The following is a 21,049-nucleotide window of genomic DNA, read 5'->3' as shown; positions in this document are numbered from 1 at the left end:
GCGTCAGGCGCCGGCTTCGCCGACAGCTATCTCGGCTGCCTTGATCGCCGCCTGGCGCTTCGCGATCTGGTCGCCGATGGGCGGACCCTGGAAGCGGCGGTTCTCGAAACCGAACCAAAGCACCGCAGTCAGTACAATGAAGCCCAGGGTGATATAGAGCACTTTGTCGTTCGGCGGCTGGATGGCGATGTAGAAGATGATCGCCATGCCGATGACCGACAGGATGCAAAACAGCTTGAACAGGCCGGCACCGAGATTCCATGGGCCGGGATTCGGCCATTTCGCCGTTCCGAAAGCCATCATGCCGAGCGCGATCGGAATGGTGAAGGACAGGAACAGGAACACCAGCGTCGAATTGACGACGATGGTGTAGATGTTGGTGCCGCCGATCGAAATGAACTGGGCAAGAAAGACATAGATGATCTCGAGGATCGCAGCTGTCCAGATGGCATTGACCGGCGTGCGCCAGGTTGGGCTGACTTTGGCGAGCCCGGCCGAACCGACCGGCATGCCGCCGTCGCGAGAGAAGGCAAACAGCATGCGCGAGGCCGAGGTCACCGTAGCGAGGCCGCAGAGGAACTGCGAGATCAGGATGGCCAGATAGAGCAGTGTCCTTAACCATCCTGGCAAGATCGCGTTCATGGTTTCGAAGAACACGGCCCACCCTTGCTTGGCGCCTGCCGCCATATCCGGAATTGCCAGCACGATCGCGCACAGCATCACCCAGCCGATCAGCGACGACCAGAGCACGGATGAAACGATTGCCCGCGGAACCGAGTGCGCCGCCCTCAACGTTTCTTCCGAGGTATGCGCCGACGCATCATAGCCAGTAATGGTGTAAACCGGCAGCAGCAGGCAGAGCAGGAAGAGATACGTCATGGAATCGGACTGCGGGAAAACACCGCCGCCCGCATCGCCCGAATAGTTCGTGAACGTCCACAACCGGGTGATGTCGATCGCTGGAGCAAACACCAGGCAGGCGACGATCAGCACCGCCGTCGCTCCGAGAATCAGGAAGCCGGACGCATCCGTCAGCATGGCGGTCAGCTTGATGCCGAAATGGTTGAACAGCGCCTGAAGGACCGTGATAATGGCAACAAAACCAACGACTTGAGCCGGAGACGCAACACCGTCGGTGGTAAGCCCTGCGCCGAAGGTCCCGTAGAAAAACAAAGACGTTCCGATGTTGATCGCGCCGAGCACGGTGATCAGGCCGAGCAAATTGAGCCATGCGGTAAGCCAGCCAGTGAAACGGTTCCCCAGAATGGATGCCCAGTGATAGAGGCCGCCGGCGGTCGGAAATGCCGAGGCGATCTGGGCCATGGCGAGCGCGAAAAATCCCGAAACCATGCACCCGACGATCCAGCCGATACCAGCGCCGGCGCCACCGATGGACGATGTCGCCTGCGCGAAGGAATTGATGCCGCCTGAGAGGATGCAGATGATCGAGAACGAGATCGCGAAATTCGAGAAGCGGCTCATGCTTCGCGACAGTTCCTGAGCATAGCCCATTCCGTGGAGAACTTTCAGGTCCTCCTTCTTGTCACCTTCGCTGTAACCCGGTGCTACCATTTTGAAGTCCCCTTTTGGTTTCTTAGCTGGCCGATTGAACTGACTTTCCGACTGCGCTTGGTCTGGAGGCCTTGGCCGCTTCGGGCTCCAGATTGAGAAAAATACCCGTGAGCAGATCCGCCCATTTCCGCTGCCCGGCTGCGCCGGAGATCTCGTCGTTGCGGATTTCGATCATTGCGCAGGGCAGCCCGCGCGAGCGGGCATGGCGTTCCAGCGTGAAATAGACGCGGTCGGCCGGCGAATAGGGTTCGTTGACGCCGACGGTGACGCCGGCGACCCGCTGCAGCGCCGCGATCAGCGGCGCCGCCAGCCGGCGGTCCTCGTCGTGGATAACGCCGATATGCCAGGGCCGGCTGCCGCCCTTGTAGACCGGGGTGAAAGAATGGACCGAGACCAGCCGCGTCTCCCGTCCGGCCGCCAGGCGCTCGTCGATGATCGTCGCGATCCGGTCGTGGAACGGCCGCCAAGCGAGCGCGATGCGCGCCTCCCGCTGATCGGCCGAAAGCCCCTGATTGGCCGGGACCACGGTTTTTTCGCTGGCGCTGACCGTCACTATCAGGTCCGGTGCATCGAGCGGGCGGTTGCAGTCGATGACGAGCCGCGAAATGCAGGTCTCGACCAGCGTCGCATCGAGTGCCTCGGCCATGCGGCGCGCCACCGGCAAGGCGCCGGGATCCCAGGCGATGTGGCGGGAAAGCTCCTCGGCGGCAAGTCCGAGCGTTCCGAATTCCGGCGGCAGGAAATTGGAGGCGTGGTCGCAGGTTAGCACGAAAGGGCTCAATCCGCCGGGGTTCGTCACCCTTACGGTTTCAGGCGATGCAAGGCTGGCGGGCCGTGCTGTCTCCATTGTCTGCCGTCCCCGGGGAGCGCTGTACCGTATGTTACGTATTTTGCCTCATTGCGTCCCTACGGATGATTTCATACAGTTTGGCCGGCTTTGTCAAACGCGATTTCGATAATGCGGTAACGGCCCGGCCAGGGTGGGGAAAAACATGGTTTCCAGCATTGCCGAACTGATCTCCGACCGCATCGGCACCATGCCGGCCGGCGAGCGGCGCGCAGCGCAAACGCTGATCGCCAGCTATCCGCTGATCGGGCTGAAGACGGTCGCCGAATTCTCGGCTGCCGCCGGCGTATCGTCGCCGACGATCCTGCGTTTCGTCGCCCGGCTCGGCTTCCAGAACTATCCGGAATTCCAGTCGGCGCTGCAAGACGAACTGGCGGCGCAATTGCAGTCGCCGGCCTCGCGCACGCTCAATCCGCCATCGCCGGGCAGCAGCGCCGTGTCGCCGATGCTGGAAGCGACGCTCGACAATATGCGCGAGACCTTCCGGCACCTTTCGGATAAGCAGCTTGCCGACATCGTCGCCAAGCTGGCCGACCGGCGCGGCAAGACATTCCTGATCGGTGGCCGCTTCACCGACCCGCTGGCGCGCTACATGGCCGCCCACCTCGCCATCATCCAGCCCAACGTTTTTCACCTCGGCGGGCAGGAAAGCGTCTGGCGCGACCGGCTGATCGACATGGGTAAACGCGACGTGCTGGTGATCTTCGACATCAGGCGCTACCAGGACAGCCTTGTCCGCTTCGCCGAGACGGCCAACCAGCGTGGCGTGCAGATCGTGCTGTTTACCGACCAGTGGCTGTCGCCGATCGCCCGCTTCGCCCGCCACGTCATCGCCGGGCGCACCGCCGTGCCTTCGGCCTGGGACTCATCCGCCGCACTTTTCGTCGTCGTCGAAACGCTGATCGGCGCCGTCACAAGGCAGCTCGAGGCCGACGGCACCAAACGCATCCGCGAGTTGGAAAGCCTACGGTAAAGCGGCCCTTCGGGCGAACGGTCTTCGTTGGGGTCTAGTCAACCAAAAGGCTGACCATCTGCAGGATCAGGATCAGCAAAAAGACGCCAAAGACAGACGCAAAGACCGCTGCCAACAGGACGATGCGTTGTTTCTTACCCACAGCTCCCTCGGGAAGGCATAGCTCCCCCACGATCACGAACGTCAGTCCTGCCTATCGCTCGGCTACCGTCCCAAGTCCTCAAGATCTGCCTGCGGCTTGGGCGGAGGAGTAATGACGAGTTGCTTCACGCGCGAAATGAACCGCTGGCCAAGGTGCTCGCTTAGGGGGACGGCTGCATCATTCATCCGACCCATGTCACGGCCGAATGACCACCTTGCTGCTGGGGCTTAACCATTTCAGCCGCAAGGGGTGCCATCGCCCCACTCCAGCTACTTTACCCGTGGCAAGGGTGATCGAAGTTCGGCTAGCCTTGGCGACGCGAAGCCGCTCCTTGACCCACCATCAAACAGCGGTGAACTGCGCGGAGGATTTCGATGAGCTATCTGGACGAGCTGTTCTCAGTCGCCGGCAAGACGGCGCTGGTCACCGGCGCCGCCACCGGCATCGGCCGCATGGCGGCGACCGCTCTGGTCAGGGCCGGCGCCTCGGTGATGATTGCCTCGCGCAAGGGCGAGGATTGCGCCAAGGTAGCGGACGAGCTGAACGGGCTTGGGGCATCCGGCCGGGCCGAGGGTTTCGCCGGCGACGTGTCCAGCGAGGCCGGCATTGCAGCGCTTGTCGCCGAGGTCAGGGCGCGGACCGAACGGCTGCATATCCTGGTCAACAATGCCGGCATCTCCTGGGGCGCGCCGCTGGAAAGCTTTCCCTATCATGCCTGGGCCAAGGTGTTCGGCGTCAACGTCACTGCGGTCTTCTATGTGACGCGCGAATTGCTGCCTCTGCTCGAGGCCGCTGCCAGCGAGGCCGACCCGGCCCGGGTAATCAATCTGGGATCGGTGATGGGCACGCAGCCGTTGGCCGAAGACGCTTACTCCTACTCGGCCTCGAAGGCTGCGGTTCACCACCTGACACGCATCCTGGCGATCGAGTTGGCCGCCCGACGCATCACCGTCAACGCCTTTGCGCCCGGCCCTTTCCAGAGCCGGATGACGGCCTTCGCCACCGGCACCGAAGACCAGGCAAGACATGTCGGCAACCACGTTCCGATCGGCCGCATCGGCGCACCGGATGACATTGCCGGCGCAACGCTCTATTTGTGCAGCCGTGCCGGCAGCTATGTCACCGGCGCCATCCTGCCGATCGATGGCGGGCAGTCGGTGCAACACGGGCTGACATTGTTCAAGGAATGAGACGCACGCCATCCGGCGAGTGAAATGCCGGGGGTGAAGATGGAGGACATCAGCGTGGAACCGATCAGTCTCGATGTGCTTCTGGCCAACGTCGGCAAGGAAGTCGGCGTGTCGCCATGGCGGGTGGTCACGCAGCGCATGATCGACCAGTTCGCCGATGCCACCGACGACCATCAGTTCATCCATTGCGATCCGGAGCGCGCCAGGAGCGCGACGCCGTTCGGCGGCACCATCGCGCACGGCTTCCTGTCGCTTTCGCTGTTGTCGGCAATGACCTTCGAAACCATGCCGCCGCTGGAAAACAGCAAGATGGGCGTCAATCACGGCTTCGATTCGCTGCGCTTCCTGGCGCCGGTGAAAACCGGCTCGCGCATCCGCACCCGCTTCGTGCTGGCCGATGTCAAGGTCAGGCCGTCGGGCTGGGTGCAGACTGCGCACGACGTGACGATCGAGATCGAGGGCTCGAAAAAACCGGCGCTGACCGCGCGCTGGCTGACGCTGACGCTGATCGAACGCCAGCCGGAAGCGGTTTGACTGGCATCCGGGCCTGGGAACCTAAATCTATTTGGCTTCGGCCGCGACGTACTTCATGTGGCGGCTCACCTGCAGCGCAATGTAGACGACCAATGAGCAACCGATTGGGAACACGATCTCGTTGAGGCCGGTTGCGATAGCCTGTGGCAGTGCCAGAGCAGCGTCGTTCGCCGCGGCCGTCTCAATCGTCAGCACCGTGATGCCGCCACCGAATACCGCGCCTATCAGGGCGCCTGCCAGCGCGAAATGAAGCGGTCGGGGTTCTTCCTTCGATGCCAGCGACGCCAGTATCCAGCCGAGCAGCCCGTATTCGATCGCCCGCAGGACGCCCAGCGTCGTGAGCGACAGGATGGCCGGCTTTGCCGCCGCGTCGAGCGCGCTGACCATGACCTTTTGCGTCCCCTTGGCGATGCCCATGGCCAGCGGTGCCGAGATCGCGGCGATCAGGCCGCCGAGCGAGGCTCGCACTTTGGCGAGCGCCGTGCCGAGGCTGACGCCGGCGCAGACGAAGAACGACCAGGTCACGCCTTGCGCCAGTTCGATCAGGATCAGCGTCGTCGCCGGGTAGGAACCTGCCGCAAATCTGACGGTCAGAATGAGAGCCTCCATGGCGAAGCCGAGCGCGATCGCCAGCCATGCGACCATGACGACGCGCCTGAGCGCCATCCTGGCGCGATGGGAAAGCGGGTTCACGTCCGGCACGCCGGACGAAAGCTCAGTCAGGGCCATGTTGGCCTCCCAGATCACAATTCTTGCAGAGCCGCGAATTAGCGTTTGTCTGTAACAGTCCGATGTTGCCGGCTTTATTGCCGGGTTACATCGTTTTGTGACGTCAAGCTTCTGCTTCGTGCCACCCTTGCCCGACGTCGTACAGCGTATATATGCTGCATCCAGCCATCAGTAATTAAAGGCAGTCGAACAATTGCAGCTAAGCGTCCAGGAGCGCCGCGAAAAACAAAAGGCCGAACTGCGTTCCGAACTTGTCGACGCCGCGCACAAGCTTGTCCAGGAAGAAGGCTATGACGGCCTCACCATCCGCAAGCTCGCCAAGCGCGTCGGCTATGCGCCGATGTCGGTCTATTCCTATTTCGCCGACAAGCAGGACATCCTGTTCGCGTTGGCCGAAAACGCCTTCGAGACCCTGGCCAGGCACATCGAAAATCATACGGCCGACGACCCGATCGAGGCGCTCAAGGCGGTGCTGGTCGAATATGCCGCCTTCGGGCTCGAGAATCCCAACGAATACCGCACCGTCTTCATGACCGAAAAAGTCAGGCCGCCGGCCGGCAAGACGTTCGCCGAAATGCAGAGCGGCAACCCGGCGATGAAAGTGCTGATCGAGAGGGTCGAGGCCTGCGTTGCCGCCGGCAGGCTCAAGGGCGATCCGCGCGCCATCGCCACCATGCTGTGGGCGGTCGGCCACGGCGCCATCTCGCTGCTGATCACCTTCCCGTTCTACCCGTTCGGCGACCAGACGACGTTCATCACACGGATCGGCGACATCATGCTCGAAGCCATCGCCGCGCACGAGATTGCGCCCCTCGGCCCGCCGGTCAACTGCTGAGGAGCGGCGCTCCTCCCGATCTGTAAAATCTTTCTCCGAACGATCCGCGCTCCGGTGCCGAGCGTCCGGCAATTCCTGCGCCTAATTTCTCCGTACGTGTACGATTTTTGCTTGAACTCCCTCAGCTTGGGCGTATCTGTACGCAATACCGTACATGTACGAATTCACTAGCTGGAACCGGAGACCGATCATGAAGAAGGCAATTCTCACGCTCGCCGCCCTGCTGGCGCTCTCTGGCGCCGCAATTGCCGGCAGCAATCAGACAGGCAAGCAAGAAGCGGCCTGCATCGACACCAAGACCGATGTGAAGCTCGATTGCGCGCCGACCGGATCGCTTGAAAATGCCGATACCGAGACCCACAAGGCCGGCAGCAAGGGCCCGAGGCTCGGCATCGGCATCGACCCGTGGATCGTGCCCAGCAGCTTCTGAGCCGACCGGCGATAATATGCGGCGATGAACCGAAAGGGCGGCAGCAATTTCCGGCCGCCTATCTTGCCGGCCTCAGCCCTGCTTTATCGCGCCGTGCAGATCACTTCTTACGCTTCTGTCCCGCCACCCTCTTCGCCTTGCCGGGTCTTGCCGGCGCGCCGGGAATGGCCGTTCCGGTGATCGACACCGGATCGCTGGCCGGAAACGTATCCTCGAGGCCTTCCTCGAGTTCCTCTTCGACATCCGCCTCAGTGCGCTGCTCGTGTTCGAAAGAGCGCACGGCCGGCGTCTTGGCCGGCAACTTCGGCGCGGAGTTCGACGGCATTTGCATTCTCCCTCGGCTCGCTGTCGCAGAACGGCTGGGCGCGGCGAACATTGCTATGCTGCCGCGTCGCGCGCTGCCTCCGACAGAAAAGTAAAGACATAGTCGGAGAAGGAACGCCAGCATTCGACGCGGAACGCGTCGGCCGCCGTGCGCAACAGCACGATTTCGACCTTGCCGAGAATGGTGCGCGACGCCGCCCCGACCGGAAAGGCGTCGAGCGACAGATCCTGCGGGCAGCCGGCATTGATCGTCGCCGCGGCCGCCGGACCGGTGACCGATATCGCGACATTGCGGTGCGAGATGCCAACCGCCGAATGCAGCGCGGAAATCTTGGCGCAATCGGCGAGTGGATCTTTGCCGCTCTCATCGATGACCAGCCATTCGTCCGGCCCGAGCCACAAGGCGGTGCGTCCAACCTTTGCCGCCGAGGTTTTCGGCCTTTGCGGCAGGGCGACCCCGAGTGCTTTCGAAAGTGCCGCGATCGAGGCGTCCGGCGCGCGCAGCGATATGCGTTCGGCCGGCGGCAGCACGGCAAGTGTGACGGCGGTGGCGGAAAGCGACTGGCCGGCGAGAGCCGGACGGCGTTCGACCGACGGCCCGGCGACGGCGGTTTTCACAGCGGCCTTAGCCATTGAGGCGCTCCCCCTTCTCGTCGAAGAACACCATACCGGTAACCTCCACCTCAATCACCCCGTTCGGCATCGGTACATAGAGCGTCTTGCCTATGCAATCGCGGCCGCCGGCAACCAGCCCCAGTGCGATCGAGCGGCCGCAATTTTGCGACCAATAGCTCGACGTGACATGGCCGATCATCTTCATCGGGATTGCCTGCTTCGGGTCCGCGACGATCTGCGCTCCCTCCTCCAGCACCACCTTGGCATCCCTGGTCTTCAGGCCGACAAGCTGCTTGCGGCCCTTGGCGACCAGATCCGGCCGCGCCATGCCGCGAATGCCGACGAAGTCGGCCTTCTTCTTGCCGACCGCCCAGTCGAGCCCGGCGTCGTTCGGCGTCACTGTGCCGTCGGTATCCTGGCCGACGATGATGTAGCCCTTTTCGGCGCGCAGCACATGCATCGACTCGGTGCCGTAGGCACAGGCGCCATGCTTCTGGCCCTCGGCCCATAGCGCTTCCCAGACCGCCTCGCCGTAATCGGCCGGCACATTGACCTCGAAGCCGCGCTCGCCGCTGAACGACATGCGAAACAGCCTGGTCGGTACGCCGCAGATCCGGCCTTCGCGCACCGACATATGCGGCAGCGCCTCATCCGACATGTCGATGCCCTCGACCAGCGGTGCGATGATGTCGCGAGACTTCGGCCCCTGCACGGCAATGACCGCCCACTGCTCGGTGATCGAGGTCAGCCAGACGTTGAGATGCGGGAACTCGGTTTGGAGATAGTCCTCCATATGGTTCATGACGCGCGGCGCGCCGCCGGTCGTCGTCGTCACGTGGAAACGGTCGGGTGCAAGCCTGCCAACGACACCGTCGTCATAGATGAAACCGTCCTCGCGCAGCATGATGCCGTAGCGGCAGCGGCCGGGCTCGAGCTTCTCCCATGGATTGGTGTAGAGCAGTTCCATGAATTTGGCCGCATCCGGCCCGACCACCTCGATTTTGCCCAGCGTCGAGGCGTCGAACAGGCCGGCCGTCTTGCGCACCGTGACGCATTCGCGGTCGACGGCCGCATGTATGTCCTCGCCCGGCTTCGGGAAATACCAGGCGCGCTTCCACTGGCCGACATCCTCGAACATCGCGCCTTGACGCTCTGCCCAGGGATGGATCGCCGTCTTGCGGGTCGGGTCGAACAGGGGACCCCGCGCATGCCCGACGATCGAGCCGAACGTCACCGGCGTATAGGGCGCACGGAACGTCGTCAGCCCGACCTGCGGGATCGGCTTGCCCAACGTCTCGGCGGCAATCGCCAGGCCGTGCATGTTGGAGGTCTTGCCCTGGTCGGTCGCCATGCCGTTGGTGGTGAAGCGCTTGACGTGCTCGATCGAGCGCATGCCCTCATGCACCGCCTGGCGGATGTCCTTGGCGGTGACGTCGTTCTGGAAGTCGACGAACGCCTTTACCGTCGTTTCTGCCCCGGCGCCGGGCGCCGCACCCAGCATGCCGCGCGACCAGCTCTCGCCGACATCGACTTTCGGCTTGGTGCCCTTGGCTGGCTTGCTGCCGGCTTCCTTGGCCGCCTTGACGCCCGCTGCATAGGCCTCGTCGATGGTCGCCGACAGCCCGTCCGTGCCGTTGCAGGCGCCGACCGAGCCGCAATCCTGTGCATAAATGCCGGGCACGAAGCGCTTGGTCTCGTCGTTGAAGGCAACCTTGCCGCGCGATTGCGAGAACAGATGCACCGACGGCGTCCAGCCGGCCGACATCAGGATTGCGTCGACCGGCATGGTGCGCTCGCCGCCGCCATTCTTCGGTTGCACGGTCATCGACGACACGCGCAATTTGCCGCCGGCGCGGATCACCGCGCGGCCGAAATTGATCTCGATGCCGAGCGCCCTCGCCTCGTCGATCACCGGCCCGGTCGGATTGTCGCGCAGATCGACGATCGCCGCCACGTTGATGCCGGCCTTCTTCAGGTCGATCGCCGCCGCATAGGCGGAATCGTTCGCCGTATAGACGCCGATATTCCTGCCGACCGCGACGCCGTAATGGTTGAGATAGGTGCGCGCCGCCGACGCCAGCATGACGCCGGGACGGTCGTTGTCGGCAAACACCATGTGGCGCTCGATGGCGCCGGTCGCCAACACCACGCGTTTGGCGCGAACCTGCCACAGCCGCTCGCGCGGCAGGTCGCGGCCGGGGCTCTGCAGATGGTCGCTGACGCGCTCAACCAGTCCGACGAAATTCTGCGCGTAATAGCCGAAGGCCGTGGTGCGCGGCAGTACGCGGACATTGTCCATCGCGCTCAACTTGGCGAGAGCGGATTGCGCCCAGGAAAAGCCGTCCTGGCCTTCGATCTTCGCCCCGCTCTCGAAGCGAAGGCTGCCGCCGAATTCCGCCTGCTCGTCGGCAAGGATGACGCGCACGCCGGTTTCGGCGGCAGCCAATGCCGCGGCAATACCCGCCGCACCACCGCCAAGCACCAGCACCTCGCAATGGGCGAAGCGCGCCGAATAATGGTCGGGATCCGGCTGGTCGGGGGCGACGCCGAGACCGGCCGCGGCCCGGATCTTAGGCTCGTAGAGGTTCTTCCACGCAGCCTTCGGCCACATGAAGGTCTTGTAGTAGAAGCCGGCCGAAAGCATCGGCGAGGCGATGCTGCTGACCGCACCGATGTCGAAGGCGAGCGACGGCCAGCGGTTCTGCGACTGTGCCGTCAGCCCGTCATAGAGTTCCTGCACCGTGGCGCGGACGTTCGGCGTCTTGCGTGCCGCGTCGCGCTTGATCTCGACCAGCGCGTTCGGCTCTTCGGCGCCGGCCGACAGGAAGCCGCGCGGCCGGTGGTATTTGAACGAGCGGCCGACGAGATGGACGCCATTGGCAAGCAGCGCCGAGGCCAGCGTGTCGCCCTCGATGCCGGTATAGGGGCGGCCGTCGAAGCTGAAGCCAGCTATCTTTGCCTGCTTGAGCCGCCCGGCGCCGGCAATGCGGAACGTCGCGCTCATTTGGCGGCTCCCGGCAGCTTCGCCGGCTTTGGCTCGCCGGCCTTGTAGGTCATCAGGAACCTGTCGCTGACGGTGTCGCGCACGGCGTTGAAGAAGCGCGCGCAGCCATGCATGTGCCGCCACCGCTCATAGATGATCCCCTTGGGATTGGAGCGGATGAAGAAGAACTTTTCGAAGTCGTCGTCGCTCTCGCCGGCGATGTTTGGGGAACGCGCAATATGCGCCTCACCGGCGTTGCGGAATTCGAGCTCGGGACGCTCTTCCTCGCAATAGGGGCAGCGGATGAGAAGCATGGTTGGTCCTACAGTTCGCCGTGGCCGACGCGAGCGCCGGCAGGTTGGTCGCAAAGCCTCTGACCCATCGTGACGAAAGGCGCGACGAGCCGGATGCGCTCCTCGATGCTTGCCGCAGGGCGAAACAGAGCGCGATTGGCCATGTTGCCGATGGTCAGTTGGATTGGATCGGTGGTGACGATGACGCCGCGCGGTTGGAAAGGCTCGTCCGGATCCAGATCGGAAGGACGGGCCTCGAAGAAGAAGACGATCTTTCGCCCGCCGCTCCAGACGCAGGTCAGCATGCCGTCATCGATGGAAAACGGCCAGTCGGCCTCGTTCCCGGCGCGACTGATCGGCTGCGTGCGCACCTCGTCCGGTGACGGAAAATGAAACAGGCCTTGCTCGCCGGCGAGCATCAGCGGCATGGCGACGGCCATCTCGGTCATCATCAGTGCGCCACCGCCGCCGCCGCCGCCTCGTCGATGAGGCGGCCGGTGCGGAAGCGCTCGATGGTGAAGGGTGCGTTGATCGGGTGCGGATCGTCCCTGGCGATCGTATGGGCAAAGACGTGGCCCGAACCCGGCGTCGCCTTGAAGCCGCCCGTGCCCCAGCCGCAATTGACGTAGAGGCCGGGCACCGGCGTCTTGGCCAGGATCGGCGAACGGTCCGGCGTCACGTCGACAATGCCGCCCCATGAGCGCAGCATCTTCATGCGGGTGAAGATCGGGAACATCTCGCAGATCGCGTCGAGCGTGTGCTGCAGGATGTGCAGCCCGCCGGTCTGCGAATAGGAGACATATTGGTCGGTGCCGGCGCCGATGACCAGCTCGCCTTTGTCGGATTGCGAGATATAGGCATGCACCGTGTTCGACATCACCACGCAAGGCACCACCGGCTTGACCGGCTCCGACACCAGCGCCTGCAGCGGATAGCTTTCCAGCGGCATGCGCACGCCGGCCATGTTCATGATCACCGAGGAGTGGCCGGCGGCGACCACGCCGACCTTCCTGGCGCCAATGAAGCCGCGCGTCGTCTCGACACCGGTAACCGCGCCGTTCGGCGCCCGTTTGACGCCGGTGACCTCGCAATTCTGCATGATGTGGACGCCGCGCGCCGAGGCGCCGCGCGCATAGCCCCAGGCGACAGCATCGTGCCGCGCCGTGCCGCCACGGCGCTGCAGCGCGGCACCCATCACGGGATAACGGGCATCGCGCGAAATGTTGAGCGGCGGGCAGAATTCCTTGGCCTGTTCCGGCGTCAGCCATTCATTGTCGATGCCGTTCAGCCGGTTAGCATGGACGTGGCGCTTCAGCACCTGAATGTCGTGGATGTTGTGGGCGAGCATCATGACGCCGCGCGGCGAATACATGACGTTGTAGTTGAGCTCCTGGCTGAGCCCGTCCCACAGCTTCAGCGCATGGTCGTAGATGCCGGCGCTCTCGTCATAGAGATAGTTCGAGCGGATGATGGTGGTATTGCGGCCGGTATTGCCGCCGCCGAGCCAGCCTTTTTCCAATACCGCGACGTTGGTGATGCCATGCACGGTGGCGAGGTAATAGGCTGTGGCCAGGCCGTGGCCGCCGGCGCCGACGATGACGACGTCATACTCCTTCTTCGGCTCCGGCGAGGACCACTGTTCCTCCCAGCCCTTGTGGCCGCGCATGGCCTCGCGGGCGATAGCGAATACCGAGTATTTCTTCAACGTTGCAGGCCTCGCAAATGGCGGCCGGGCAGATCAGCCAACCCCGGCGCGCGAGCTGTATCACTAGCGAAACCGCACTGCCAGCCTTGCACTGTTTGCGACGGCGCTTGCCGTTTTGCGCCGTGCCTTCAACGGCCGCTGTTCTGAGTTTCGCCTTTTGACGTTTCAGACGAAGCACGCTTGAAGATGGACGGCCCGATTGCATAGGTCGGCCGCAAATAACCTTCACGGCAATCGCTGGCGATTTTACGAACTTCCGCGTCGTCCGACTGCTCCGCCATGGCCACGAAGCGCTCGATGATCACGTCGCGTGGCCTGATAGCCACTGCCGCTGCAAAGCGCCGCAACACCGCATCCGGATCCTCGAGCAGTCGCCGCAGGTCCTTGGCGCTCGGCATGAAATACCTGCCGTAAGCGTTAACCAGCATCGCGAAAGCAGAGTCTGGACGCAGTGCGGCGGCATTTTCCACCCCGAGCCGCAACTGCCAGCGCTGCGCAAAGCAGATGAACTTGACGACGGACCACCGAACGCCCGCATGCTCATCATCCAGTCGCAGCATCACGCGACCTAGAAAGGCGCCATCTGCAGGTGTGGTACAACTTCTGAGCGTTTGGATCGCATCGAAGCGTATCGTTGAACTTTTGCTGTCGAGCAGGTTGGCTATTTCCGCCGCTACACAATTCAGCTCGAAGCCCAACCTAAAGACCGTTTCGACCGTTATAAAGACGGCCGCGGCCTGGGTCTGGACATTGCTGGACACCAACAATTGCCGCAGGTTTTCGAGCGGAAAACCCTTGAGGAATTCCGAACGAAGCGCATTCGCCAATTCGCCGTCGCCCTCGTAGCCGGGCTCCAGCAACTTGCTCATCATGTCTTGGGGGGTCATTGCAAATGGGTGGCGCGTCCACCCGCGATTTTGGATGAGGACCCGTAGCTTGGTGGCCAGCGGGCGTCAAGAAGCGCTGTTGAAAACAGCGCAGGTATCGGGTGGCCCGCGCCGCCTCGATCTGCGACCAAGCATCCCGATTGCCGGCAAGGGCTGGCGCGAAGAAAAGGATGCAGAAAATGTTCGCACTTACCGACAAAGTCGCCATCGTCACCGGCGCCAGCTCCGGCATCGGCCGCGCCACGGCCAAGGTGTTTGCGGAGGAAGGCGCCAAGGTGGTCGTCGCAGCCCGCCGCCAGGCGGAGCTCGATGCGCTGGTTGCCGAAATCGAAGACGCCGACGGCACCGCCGTCGCTCTTGCCGGCGATGTCCGCGACGAAGCCTACGCAAAAGCCCTCGTCGACCTGGCGGTCGGGAAATTCGGCGGGCTCGACATCGCCTTCAACAATGCCGGCTCGGTCGGTAGGATGGGGCCGGTTTCGGAGCTGTCGCTGGAGGGCTGGCGCGAGACGCTCGATACCAATCTGACCAGCGCCTTTCTCGGCGCGAAATACCAGGTGCCGGCGATGATCGATCGCGGCGGCGGCTCGCTGATCTTCACCTCCACCTTCGTCGGCCACACCGTCGGCATGCCGGGCATGACCAGCTATGCCGCAAGCAAGGCCGGACTGATCGGGTTGACGCAGGTGCTGGCCGCCGAATATGGCGCCAAGGGCATTCGAGTCAACGCGCTGCTGCCGGGCGGCACCGACACGCCTTCGGCGACGTTCAAGACACCTGAATCGCGAGCCTTCGTCGAAAACCTGCATGCCTTGAAGCGCGTCGCCGAGCCTGAGGAGATCGCCCGCTCGGCGCTCTACCTGGCGTCCGACGCATCGAGCTTCACCACCGGCGCGGCGCTGTTCGCCGACGGCGGCGTCTCGATCACCCGGACGTGAGGGTTCGGAGGGCGCAACGCATGCCCGCCAGCCGAAATGTCGCGAACCGGCCCTTGATTTTTTCGGCGATTTGACGATTCCGTCTTCTCCTCGAAGACGGGTTGGAAACATGTTGCTGATCAGGACCTATATCGCTGCAAGCGCAATCGAAGGCGTCGGTGTGTTTGCCGCCGAGCCGATCCGGAAAGGCGCGCAGATCTGGCGGCTCGATCCGGACTTCGACCGGCTGATCCCGAGGGAAAAATACGAGACGGCGCCGCCGCACCTCAAGGAATTGCTCGACAGATATGCCTATCCCAGCCCGGACCGGCCGGGCTTCATGGTCTATGAGGTCGACAATGGCCGCTTCATGAACCATGCCGACAAGCCGAACACCGATTTTTCGCAATATGGCGGGGCCACCGCGATCCGCGATATCGCCGCCGGCGAGGAGATAACCTGCGACTACGGCGAGTTCTTCGAGGGTTTCGAGCAGCTCCACCTGGCCACGGCCCTGGCCACGGCATAGCGGCGTCTATCTGACCCAAGGCGAATTTTGTTCTTGCTTTGTGCCGGCAGCTATGCTACTAAATTGCGCATGGTGCTGATTCACACCAGAGACCCGCCGCCGAGGCGGGTTTTTCGTTTCGGGATCGGCACCGCCTCTCAATCGGCTGTGGACAGCGCCCCTTGATTCTGCTATCAGCCGCCCCAATTCGTGGTGTAACGCGCCGCGGAGGCTTGTGGCTATGGCCGCTTGCCTGTTGATTTCAAACCGAAAGACAGGATTGCACGTGCAGGTACTCGTCCGCGACAACAATGTTGATCAGGCGCTTCGCGCGCTCAAGAAAAAGATGCAGCGTGAAGGCATCTTCCGCGAAATGAAGATGCGCGGACATTACGAGAAGCCTTCCGAGAAGCGCGCCCGTGAAAAGGCGGAAGCCGTGCGCCGCGCCCGCAAGCTGGCCCGCAAGCGCGCCCAGCGCGAAGGCCTTCTGCCGATGACGCCACGTCCGGTCGCGGCCGGTGCTGCCGGCGCCGGTGCTCCGCGTCCGCCGCGGTTCTGACGTCAATTTTTCGTCCTTTTCCAAGGATATCCAAGGTGGCGCGATGCGGAATCGCCGCCACCTTTTTGTTGTGATTTCGACCCGGTCCGAGAGGACCGGTTGGGAGAGATGCCGGTTCGGAGGGGGAACGGACCAGACGGCGCAGTAAGGACAGGGCAGACATGGACGCAATCACCGTAGAGCGCAGAACCGCGTGGCGCGGCCTCGCCCTGACGGCAGCCCTGCTCTCCGGGTTGACGCTTGCCGGCTGCCAGAGCGTTCCGACCGGCGAGTTCAACAACATCGACAAGGCGCAAGCCTCGACCGAGAACATTTCCTCGCTGTCGGCGGTGATCCAGCGCAACCCGCAGGATCCGGAAGCCTACAATGTGCGCGGCTCGGCCTATGGCCGCGGCGGCCAGTACCAGGCAGCGCTGAAGGACTTCAACACTGCCATCCAGCTCAATCCGAATTTCTACCAGGCCTATTCCAACCGGGCGCTCATCCAGCGCTTCCTCGGTGATCAGGCAAGCGCGCTGGCCGACTACAACCGCTCGATCCAGATCAATTCCAACTACGACGCCGCCTATATCGGCCGCGGCAATCTCTACCGCAAGGCAGGCCGGGTCCAGGAGGCGTTCAACGATTTCCAGAAAGCGATCCAGCTCGACACGACCGACGCGCGCGCCTATCACAATCGCGGCCTGATCTACCAGAGCCAGGGCCAGCACGCCTTTGCCATCGAGGATTTCTCGACCGCCATTTCGCTGGCGCCGGATGCTTCCGAGCCTTACAACGGACGCGGCCTCTCCTACCTTGCCATGAACGACGAGGACAATGCCTTCGCCGACTTCAACATGGCCATCAAGCTCGACGGCAAGAACGCCGAGGCCTGGTCCAACCAGGCGCTGATCTACGAGCGGCGCGGCGACAAGGTCAGGGCCGCGAAGTCCTACCGCGAGGCAGTGCACCTCAATCCGAACTACCAACCGGCCAAGGACGGTCTGGCCCGCACCAGCGCCGGCTGACCGGGCCGGTTTATCGGGCCTCCGTTTCCGCACTCCGACAACCCTGCGTTTAGCCTTGCCTTGCTGGCGCCAAGTTTTCGGCGGAACGCTCGGCGTGCTCAGCCGTTGTTCAAAGCCATTTGGAAAGGACCCTCCCATGATCAAGCAACTTGCCTGTGCCGCCGCACTCGCCACGACCGTCGTTGCCGCTCCCGCCAGCGCCGGCAAGCTCCAGCTCGGCGTGCTCGACTGCACCATCGACGGCGGCACGGCCTATCTGGTCACCTCCAACAAGGGTGTTTCCTGTGTCTTTCGTCCGCATCGTGGCGGCCCACCCGAAGTCTATACCGGGGTAATTTCCAAGCTCGGCGTCGACGTCGGCCGGACGCATCAGGGCCAACTGGCATGGGCGGTTCTGGCGGCAACCCGCAACCATGATGAAGGCGACCTTGCCGGCAGCTACTATGGCGTGAATGCCGAGGCGAGCGTGGTCACCGGTGGCGGCGCCAATCTTCTGGTCGGCGGCCTCGGCAGCGCCTTTTCGCTGCAGCCGCTCAGTGTCCAGGCGCAGACCGGCGTCAATCTGGCGGTCGCCGTCACTTCGCTGGACTTGATCCATTCGTTCAAATAGCGGCGTAGCATGGCTCCCCGAGCAGCCGGGCAGCGTAGGTGTCGGCCTGCGAATAGCTGCCGAAAGCTCATGGATTCCGGCAGGCCCGCTCCGCAGAGGATGGGCCGCCCTGATGTTCAAAGTTGCAGCGCTCGAAGATCACGGCATGGATCCTAGGATCCATGCCGTTACCGTGACCGAAGATTGCGGCGATCCAATATTGCTTACATCTTCGGCCTGACTAAGATCTCGACATCTCGTGACTGTCTCGCGCCGCATGATCTTTGGCATCCGCCGCGCTAACGGCGATCAAAAAACCGCTTGAGCTCAACCGCGGTTGAGGTTTTACAAACCGCACGCGAACAAGGCGCGCATCGCGCCTGAAGTGGCAAAGATGCTCTGGCTCGGCAGAAATTCGGGGGTGGACTTGACCAAGACAAGCACAAACAGGGTCGATTGGCGCGCGCTGTGGGCGAGCGGCGATCTGGCGCGCTTCTGCTTCATCAGCCTCGGCATCCTGTTGCACGCCACCAACGAAACCATGGTGGCAACGGTCATGCCGGCCATGGTCGGCGAGCTCGCCGGCGTGCAGCTGGTCGGCTGGTCGCTGGCGATCTACGAGCTCGGCGCCATCGTTGCCGGTGCGGCCGCCGGACGGCTGGTGAGCTATGTCGCGCTGCGCACCAACATGACGGCCGCCGCCCTGCTCTATGCCGCCGGCGCGCTGGTCTGCGCCACCGCGCCGTCGATGCCGCTGTTCCTCTCCGGCCGCCTGATCGAAGGGCTTGGCGGTGGCGCGCTGGTGTCGCTGGCCTTCGTCTCGGTCGAGCGGCTGTTTGCCCGCGCGATCTGGCCGCAGCTTTTCGGCGTTATGTCGGCGATCTGGGGCGTCGCCGCCTTCAGCGGGCCGGTGCTCGGCGCGGTCATGACCGAATTGCTGTCCTGGCGCTGGGCCTTCGGCGTCTTCACCCTCGGCGGCACGGCCATGGCGCTGGCAAGCTTCCTCGTGCTCGATACACCTAAAGCAACAAGGCCGCAGGCGACCGGCGGGTCGGCGCCGCCCTTCCCGTTTGCGGCACTTGGCTGTCTTGCCGTCAGCGTCGTGCTGATCGCCACCGCCGGCGTCGACATCGCCCTGCTGCGCTCGTCGCTGCTGCTCACCCTCGGCATGATCGGCCTGGCGCTGTTCGTCTATATCGACGCGCTGAAGCCGCGCTCGCGGCTGTTCCCGTCGCGGCTGTTTTCATGGCGCTCGCCGGTCGGCGCGGGCATGACCATGGTCGCGGCGTTTTCGGTGGCGACCTGCTCGTTTGCGGTCTACGGGCCACTGCTCCTGACCAGCCTGCACGACATTCCGATCCTCACCACCGGCTATATCATCGCCGCCGAATCGATCGCCTGGTCGATCCTGTCGATCCTCGTCGCCAATGCCCCGCCGGAGCGCGAGCGGCTGATCATCGTCGGCGGGGCGCTGATGATCGCCACGGGCGTCGCGGGTTTCGCCTACACGGTGCCGGCGGGCTCGATCCCGTTGATCCTGCTTTGTGCCTTGCTGCAAGGCGGCGGTTTCGGCATCGCCTGGCCGTTTGTCACGCGTGTCATCGTGGCATCGGCCAAGGAAGGCGAGCAGACGATCGCCTCGGCCGCCGTGCCGACCATGCAGCGCATCGGCTATGCCGTGGGTGCGGCACTGACCGGCATCGTCGCCAACGCCAGCGGCTTTTCCGAAGGCCTGAACCGCGAGGCCGCGGCAAACGTCGCCGCCTGGCTGTTCCTCGCCTTCATACCGCTCGGCATCCTGGGATGCCTTGCCGCCTTGCGGATTTCGGGGGCTCGCGACGACGCGCGGCCGGCGAAGCTGCCAATCTCCCCCACGAGAGGTGAGATCGGCTAAACACCCGAGGGGAGATCGCTAAACCACGACCGTCTTCAGCCGGTCGGCGATCAGTGCCGCGAGCCGCGTCGCCACCTCGTCCTTGCTCATCTCCGGCCATTCCTCAACGCCGGCCTTCGAGACGATCCGCACCTTGTTGCGGTCGCCGCCCATCACGCCCGGGGAACCATCTTCATGCGAGACATCATTGGCGACGATAAGATCGGCACCCTTTTTCGCAAGCTTGGCCTCGGCACTCCTGACCAGGTCCTGCGTCTCCGCGGCGAAACCGACCACCAGCATCGGCCGCCTTTTGTGATGCCCGACACCGGCAAGAATATCGGGATTTTCCACCATCTGCAGCGCCGGCGGCCCCTCGCCCGCCACCTTCTTGATCTTTTCCCCGGCCGAACTTTGAGTGCGCCAGTCGGCGACAGCCGCGACGAACACTGCCGCGTCGGCCGGCAGCAGCTGTTCGACCGCATCCTTCATCTCGACGGCCGTTTCGACATGCAGCGTGGCGACGCCGGCCGGATCCGCAATGCCGACCGGACCGGAGACGAGACGCACGTCGGCGCCGAGCCTGGCCAGCGCCGCCGCGATGGCATGGCCCTGCTTGCCCGACGAACGGTTGGCGATGTAGCGGACCGGGTCGATCGGTTCATGCGTCGGCCCAGAAGTGACAAGGATCTTCCTGCCCGCCAGCGGCTTTGGCCGACTGTCGAGCAGCGCCTCGATCGCGGTCACGATCTCCAGCGGCTCGGCCATGCGGCCCTCGCCCGCTTCGTTGCTTTCGGCCATCTCGCCTTTCGCCGGGCCGACGAATGCGACGCCGTCCTTGCCCAGCGTCGAGCGGTTGCGCCGGACCGCCGGGTGCGTCCACATTTTCGGGTTCATAGCCGGCGCCATCAAAACCTGCTTGTCGGTTGCGATGAGCACCGTCGAGGCAAGATCGTTGGCGTGGCCGTTGGCGAGCTTTGCCATCAGGTCGGCGGTGGCCGGCGCCACGACCACAAGGTCGGCCTCGCGCGAAAGCCGGATGTGGCCGATGTCGTGCTCGTCCTGCCGGTCGAACAGCTCGGTGAAGACATGATGGGCGGACAACGCTCCGGCCGACAGCGTGGTGACGAATTGCTGCGCCGCGGCGGTCATCACCACGCGCACCGAAGCACCGCGCTCGCGCAGCCGGCGGATCAGGTCGAGCGCCTTGTAGGCGGCGATACCGCCGCCGATGATCAGCAGGATGCGCTTGCCGGAGAGGACACCTCGCGCGACTTGGCTGGGGACCGCGACCACCGGAGCTGCAGGATTCTGCAAGCTTGTCAGTTCGCGCAACGTTTTCTCGATCTGGTCGATGCGGCCGGACGAACCGAGTTGACCTTCGACCGCTGCGCGGATCATGACCCGCGCCTGGTCTTCCATCGACCGGCCATTCTCCGCAGCCAATCGGCGCAGCATATCCTTGACCTCGTGATCAAGGTTGCGGATGGTGATGCTGGCCATGTGATTGCACTTTGCCCGAGATCGCTGCAAGCAA

General features: G+C 63.7%; 23 protein-coding genes. 11 read left to right on the top strand and 12 right to left on the bottom strand.

Annotation, left to right across the window (positions count from 1 at the left end; all coding sequences use genetic code 11):
* Window positions 1-3 precede the first annotated feature (3 nt).
* Both NKH89_RS13935 and NKH89_RS13930 read right to left on the bottom strand, forming a co-directional pair.
* Window positions 4-1,572 (bottom strand): amino acid permease, encoded by a 1,569-nt coding sequence (locus NKH89_RS13935; protein WP_352494685.1) that lies wholly within the window; start codon window positions 1,570-1,572, stop codon window positions 4-6.
* Window positions 1,573-1,594: 22 nt separating this feature from the next.
* Window positions 1,595-2,419: an N-formylglutamate amidohydrolase gene (locus NKH89_RS13930; protein WP_023719036.1), complete on the bottom strand. Its 825-nt coding sequence runs from the start codon at window positions 2,417-2,419 to the stop codon at window positions 1,595-1,597.
* A gap of 145 nt (window positions 2,420-2,564) precedes the next feature.
* On the opposite strand from NKH89_RS13930, the gene NKH89_RS13925 reads away from it, so the two are divergent.
* Window positions 2,565-3,392, top strand: a complete 828-nt coding sequence (locus NKH89_RS13925) for a MurR/RpiR family transcriptional regulator (RefSeq protein WP_023719035.1) — start codon at window positions 2,565-2,567, stop codon at window positions 3,390-3,392.
* 34 nt (window positions 3,393-3,426) lie between these two features.
* On the opposite strand, the gene NKH89_RS13920 is transcribed toward NKH89_RS13925, so the two are convergent.
* Window positions 3,427-3,570, bottom strand: a complete 144-nt coding sequence (locus NKH89_RS13920) for a hypothetical protein (RefSeq protein WP_352484631.1) — start codon at window positions 3,568-3,570, stop codon at window positions 3,427-3,429.
* 338 nt (window positions 3,571-3,908) lie between these two features.
* On the opposite strand from NKH89_RS13920, the gene NKH89_RS13915 reads away from it, so the two are divergent.
* Both NKH89_RS13915 and NKH89_RS13910 read left to right on the top strand, forming a co-directional pair.
* Window positions 3,909-4,724 carry an SDR family oxidoreductase gene (locus tag NKH89_RS13915; protein ID WP_023719033.1) on the top strand — a complete coding sequence of 272 codons (816 nt, stop codon included), beginning with the start codon at window positions 3,909-3,911 and terminating at the stop codon, window positions 4,722-4,724.
* Window positions 4,725-4,763: 39 nt separating this feature from the next.
* A complete protein-coding gene (locus NKH89_RS13910) occupies window positions 4,764-5,258 on the top strand; it encodes a MaoC family dehydratase (protein ID WP_352857436.1) in 495 nt (164 codons plus the stop codon).
* 27 nt (window positions 5,259-5,285) lie between these two features.
* Here NKH89_RS13910 and NKH89_RS13905 read toward each other — a convergent pair whose 3' ends face one another.
* Window positions 5,286-5,987: a hypothetical protein gene (locus NKH89_RS13905; protein WP_156948069.1), complete on the bottom strand. Its 702-nt coding sequence runs from the start codon at window positions 5,985-5,987 to the stop codon at window positions 5,286-5,288.
* Window positions 5,988-6,180: 193 nt separating this feature from the next.
* Between NKH89_RS13905 and NKH89_RS13900 the strand changes: the two genes are divergently transcribed.
* Complete coding sequence (locus NKH89_RS13900) at window positions 6,181-6,822, top strand: TetR/AcrR family transcriptional regulator (protein WP_352909126.1); 642 nt, start codon at window positions 6,181-6,183, stop codon at window positions 6,820-6,822.
* A gap of 190 nt (window positions 6,823-7,012) precedes the next feature.
* Complete coding sequence (locus NKH89_RS13895) at window positions 7,013-7,252, top strand: DUF680 domain-containing protein (RefSeq protein ID WP_352484636.1); 240 nt, start codon at window positions 7,013-7,015, stop codon at window positions 7,250-7,252.
* Window positions 7,253-7,352: 100 nt separating this feature from the next.
* Here NKH89_RS13895 and NKH89_RS13890 read toward each other — a convergent pair whose 3' ends face one another.
* From NKH89_RS13890 to NKH89_RS13860, 7 genes are all read right to left on the bottom strand, one after another.
* Complete coding sequence (locus NKH89_RS13890; protein WP_023719028.1) at window positions 7,353-7,577, bottom strand: hypothetical protein; 225 nt, start codon at window positions 7,575-7,577, stop codon at window positions 7,353-7,355.
* A gap of 53 nt (window positions 7,578-7,630) precedes the next feature.
* On the bottom strand, window positions 7,631-8,209 hold the full coding sequence (locus NKH89_RS13885; protein WP_352845533.1) for a sarcosine oxidase subunit gamma: 579 nt from the start codon (window positions 8,207-8,209) through the stop codon (window positions 7,631-7,633).
* Entirely contained in the window at window positions 8,202-11,195 is a 2,994-nt protein-coding gene (locus tag NKH89_RS13880) for a sarcosine oxidase subunit alpha (protein WP_352909124.1), read from the bottom strand. Before NKH89_RS13880 ends, NKH89_RS13885 begins: the two co-directional genes overlap by 8 nt.
* Window positions 11,192-11,488, bottom strand: coding sequence for a sarcosine oxidase subunit delta (locus tag NKH89_RS13875; RefSeq protein ID WP_023719025.1), 297 nt, complete (start codon window positions 11,486-11,488; stop codon window positions 11,192-11,194). Before NKH89_RS13875 ends, NKH89_RS13880 begins: the two co-directional genes overlap by 4 nt.
* Before the next feature lie 8 nt (window positions 11,489-11,496).
* A complete protein-coding gene (locus tag NKH89_RS13870) occupies window positions 11,497-11,919 on the bottom strand; it encodes a hypothetical protein (protein ID WP_023719024.1) in 423 nt (140 codons plus the stop codon).
* Window positions 11,919-13,172, bottom strand: coding sequence for a sarcosine oxidase subunit beta (locus NKH89_RS13865; protein ID WP_352909122.1), 1,254 nt, complete (start codon window positions 13,170-13,172; stop codon window positions 11,919-11,921). Before NKH89_RS13865 ends, NKH89_RS13870 begins: the two co-directional genes overlap by 1 nt.
* A gap of 128 nt (window positions 13,173-13,300) precedes the next feature.
* Window positions 13,301-14,041, bottom strand: coding sequence for a hypothetical protein (locus tag NKH89_RS13860; RefSeq protein ID WP_352909121.1), 741 nt, complete (start codon window positions 14,039-14,041; stop codon window positions 13,301-13,303).
* 197 nt (window positions 14,042-14,238) lie between these two features.
* Here NKH89_RS13860 and NKH89_RS13855 point away from each other — a divergent pair, with 197 nt between their 5' ends.
* From NKH89_RS13855 to NKH89_RS13830, 6 genes are all read left to right on the top strand, one after another.
* Complete coding sequence (locus NKH89_RS13855; RefSeq protein ID WP_352484642.1) at window positions 14,239-14,997, top strand: SDR family oxidoreductase; 759 nt, start codon at window positions 14,239-14,241, stop codon at window positions 14,995-14,997.
* A gap of 109 nt (window positions 14,998-15,106) precedes the next feature.
* Window positions 15,107-15,505, top strand: coding sequence for an SET domain-containing protein (locus tag NKH89_RS13850; protein ID WP_352909119.1), 399 nt, complete (start codon window positions 15,107-15,109; stop codon window positions 15,503-15,505).
* A gap of 265 nt (window positions 15,506-15,770) precedes the next feature.
* On the top strand, window positions 15,771-16,043 hold the full coding sequence (gene rpsU, locus NKH89_RS13845; RefSeq protein WP_023675331.1) for a 30S ribosomal protein S21: 273 nt from the start codon (window positions 15,771-15,773) through the stop codon (window positions 16,041-16,043).
* A gap of 161 nt (window positions 16,044-16,204) precedes the next feature.
* Complete coding sequence (locus NKH89_RS13840) at window positions 16,205-17,050, top strand: tetratricopeptide repeat protein (protein WP_352791346.1); 846 nt, start codon at window positions 16,205-16,207, stop codon at window positions 17,048-17,050.
* A gap of 136 nt (window positions 17,051-17,186) precedes the next feature.
* Window positions 17,187-17,660, top strand: a complete 474-nt coding sequence (locus tag NKH89_RS13835) for a DUF992 domain-containing protein (protein ID WP_023719019.1) — start codon at window positions 17,187-17,189, stop codon at window positions 17,658-17,660.
* Window positions 17,661-18,033: 373 nt separating this feature from the next.
* A complete protein-coding gene (locus NKH89_RS13830) occupies window positions 18,034-19,533 on the top strand; it encodes an MFS transporter (RefSeq protein ID WP_502896893.1) in 1,500 nt (499 codons plus the stop codon).
* An 18-nt stretch (window positions 19,534-19,551) separates the two neighbouring features.
* Here NKH89_RS13830 and coaBC read toward each other — a convergent pair whose 3' ends face one another.
* Entirely contained in the window at window positions 19,552-21,015 is a 1,464-nt protein-coding gene (gene coaBC / locus NKH89_RS13825; protein WP_352909118.1) for a bifunctional phosphopantothenoylcysteine decarboxylase/phosphopantothenate--cysteine ligase CoaBC, read from the bottom strand.
* Window positions 21,016-21,049: the final 34 nt, after the last annotated feature.

The organism is Mesorhizobium sp. M0923, from assembly GCF_040319365.1.
Classification (GTDB): domain Bacteria; phylum Pseudomonadota; class Alphaproteobacteria; order Rhizobiales; family Rhizobiaceae; genus Mesorhizobium.
Note: the sequence above shows the minus strand (reverse complement) of the source record. Positions and strands in the feature narration are given on the sequence as shown.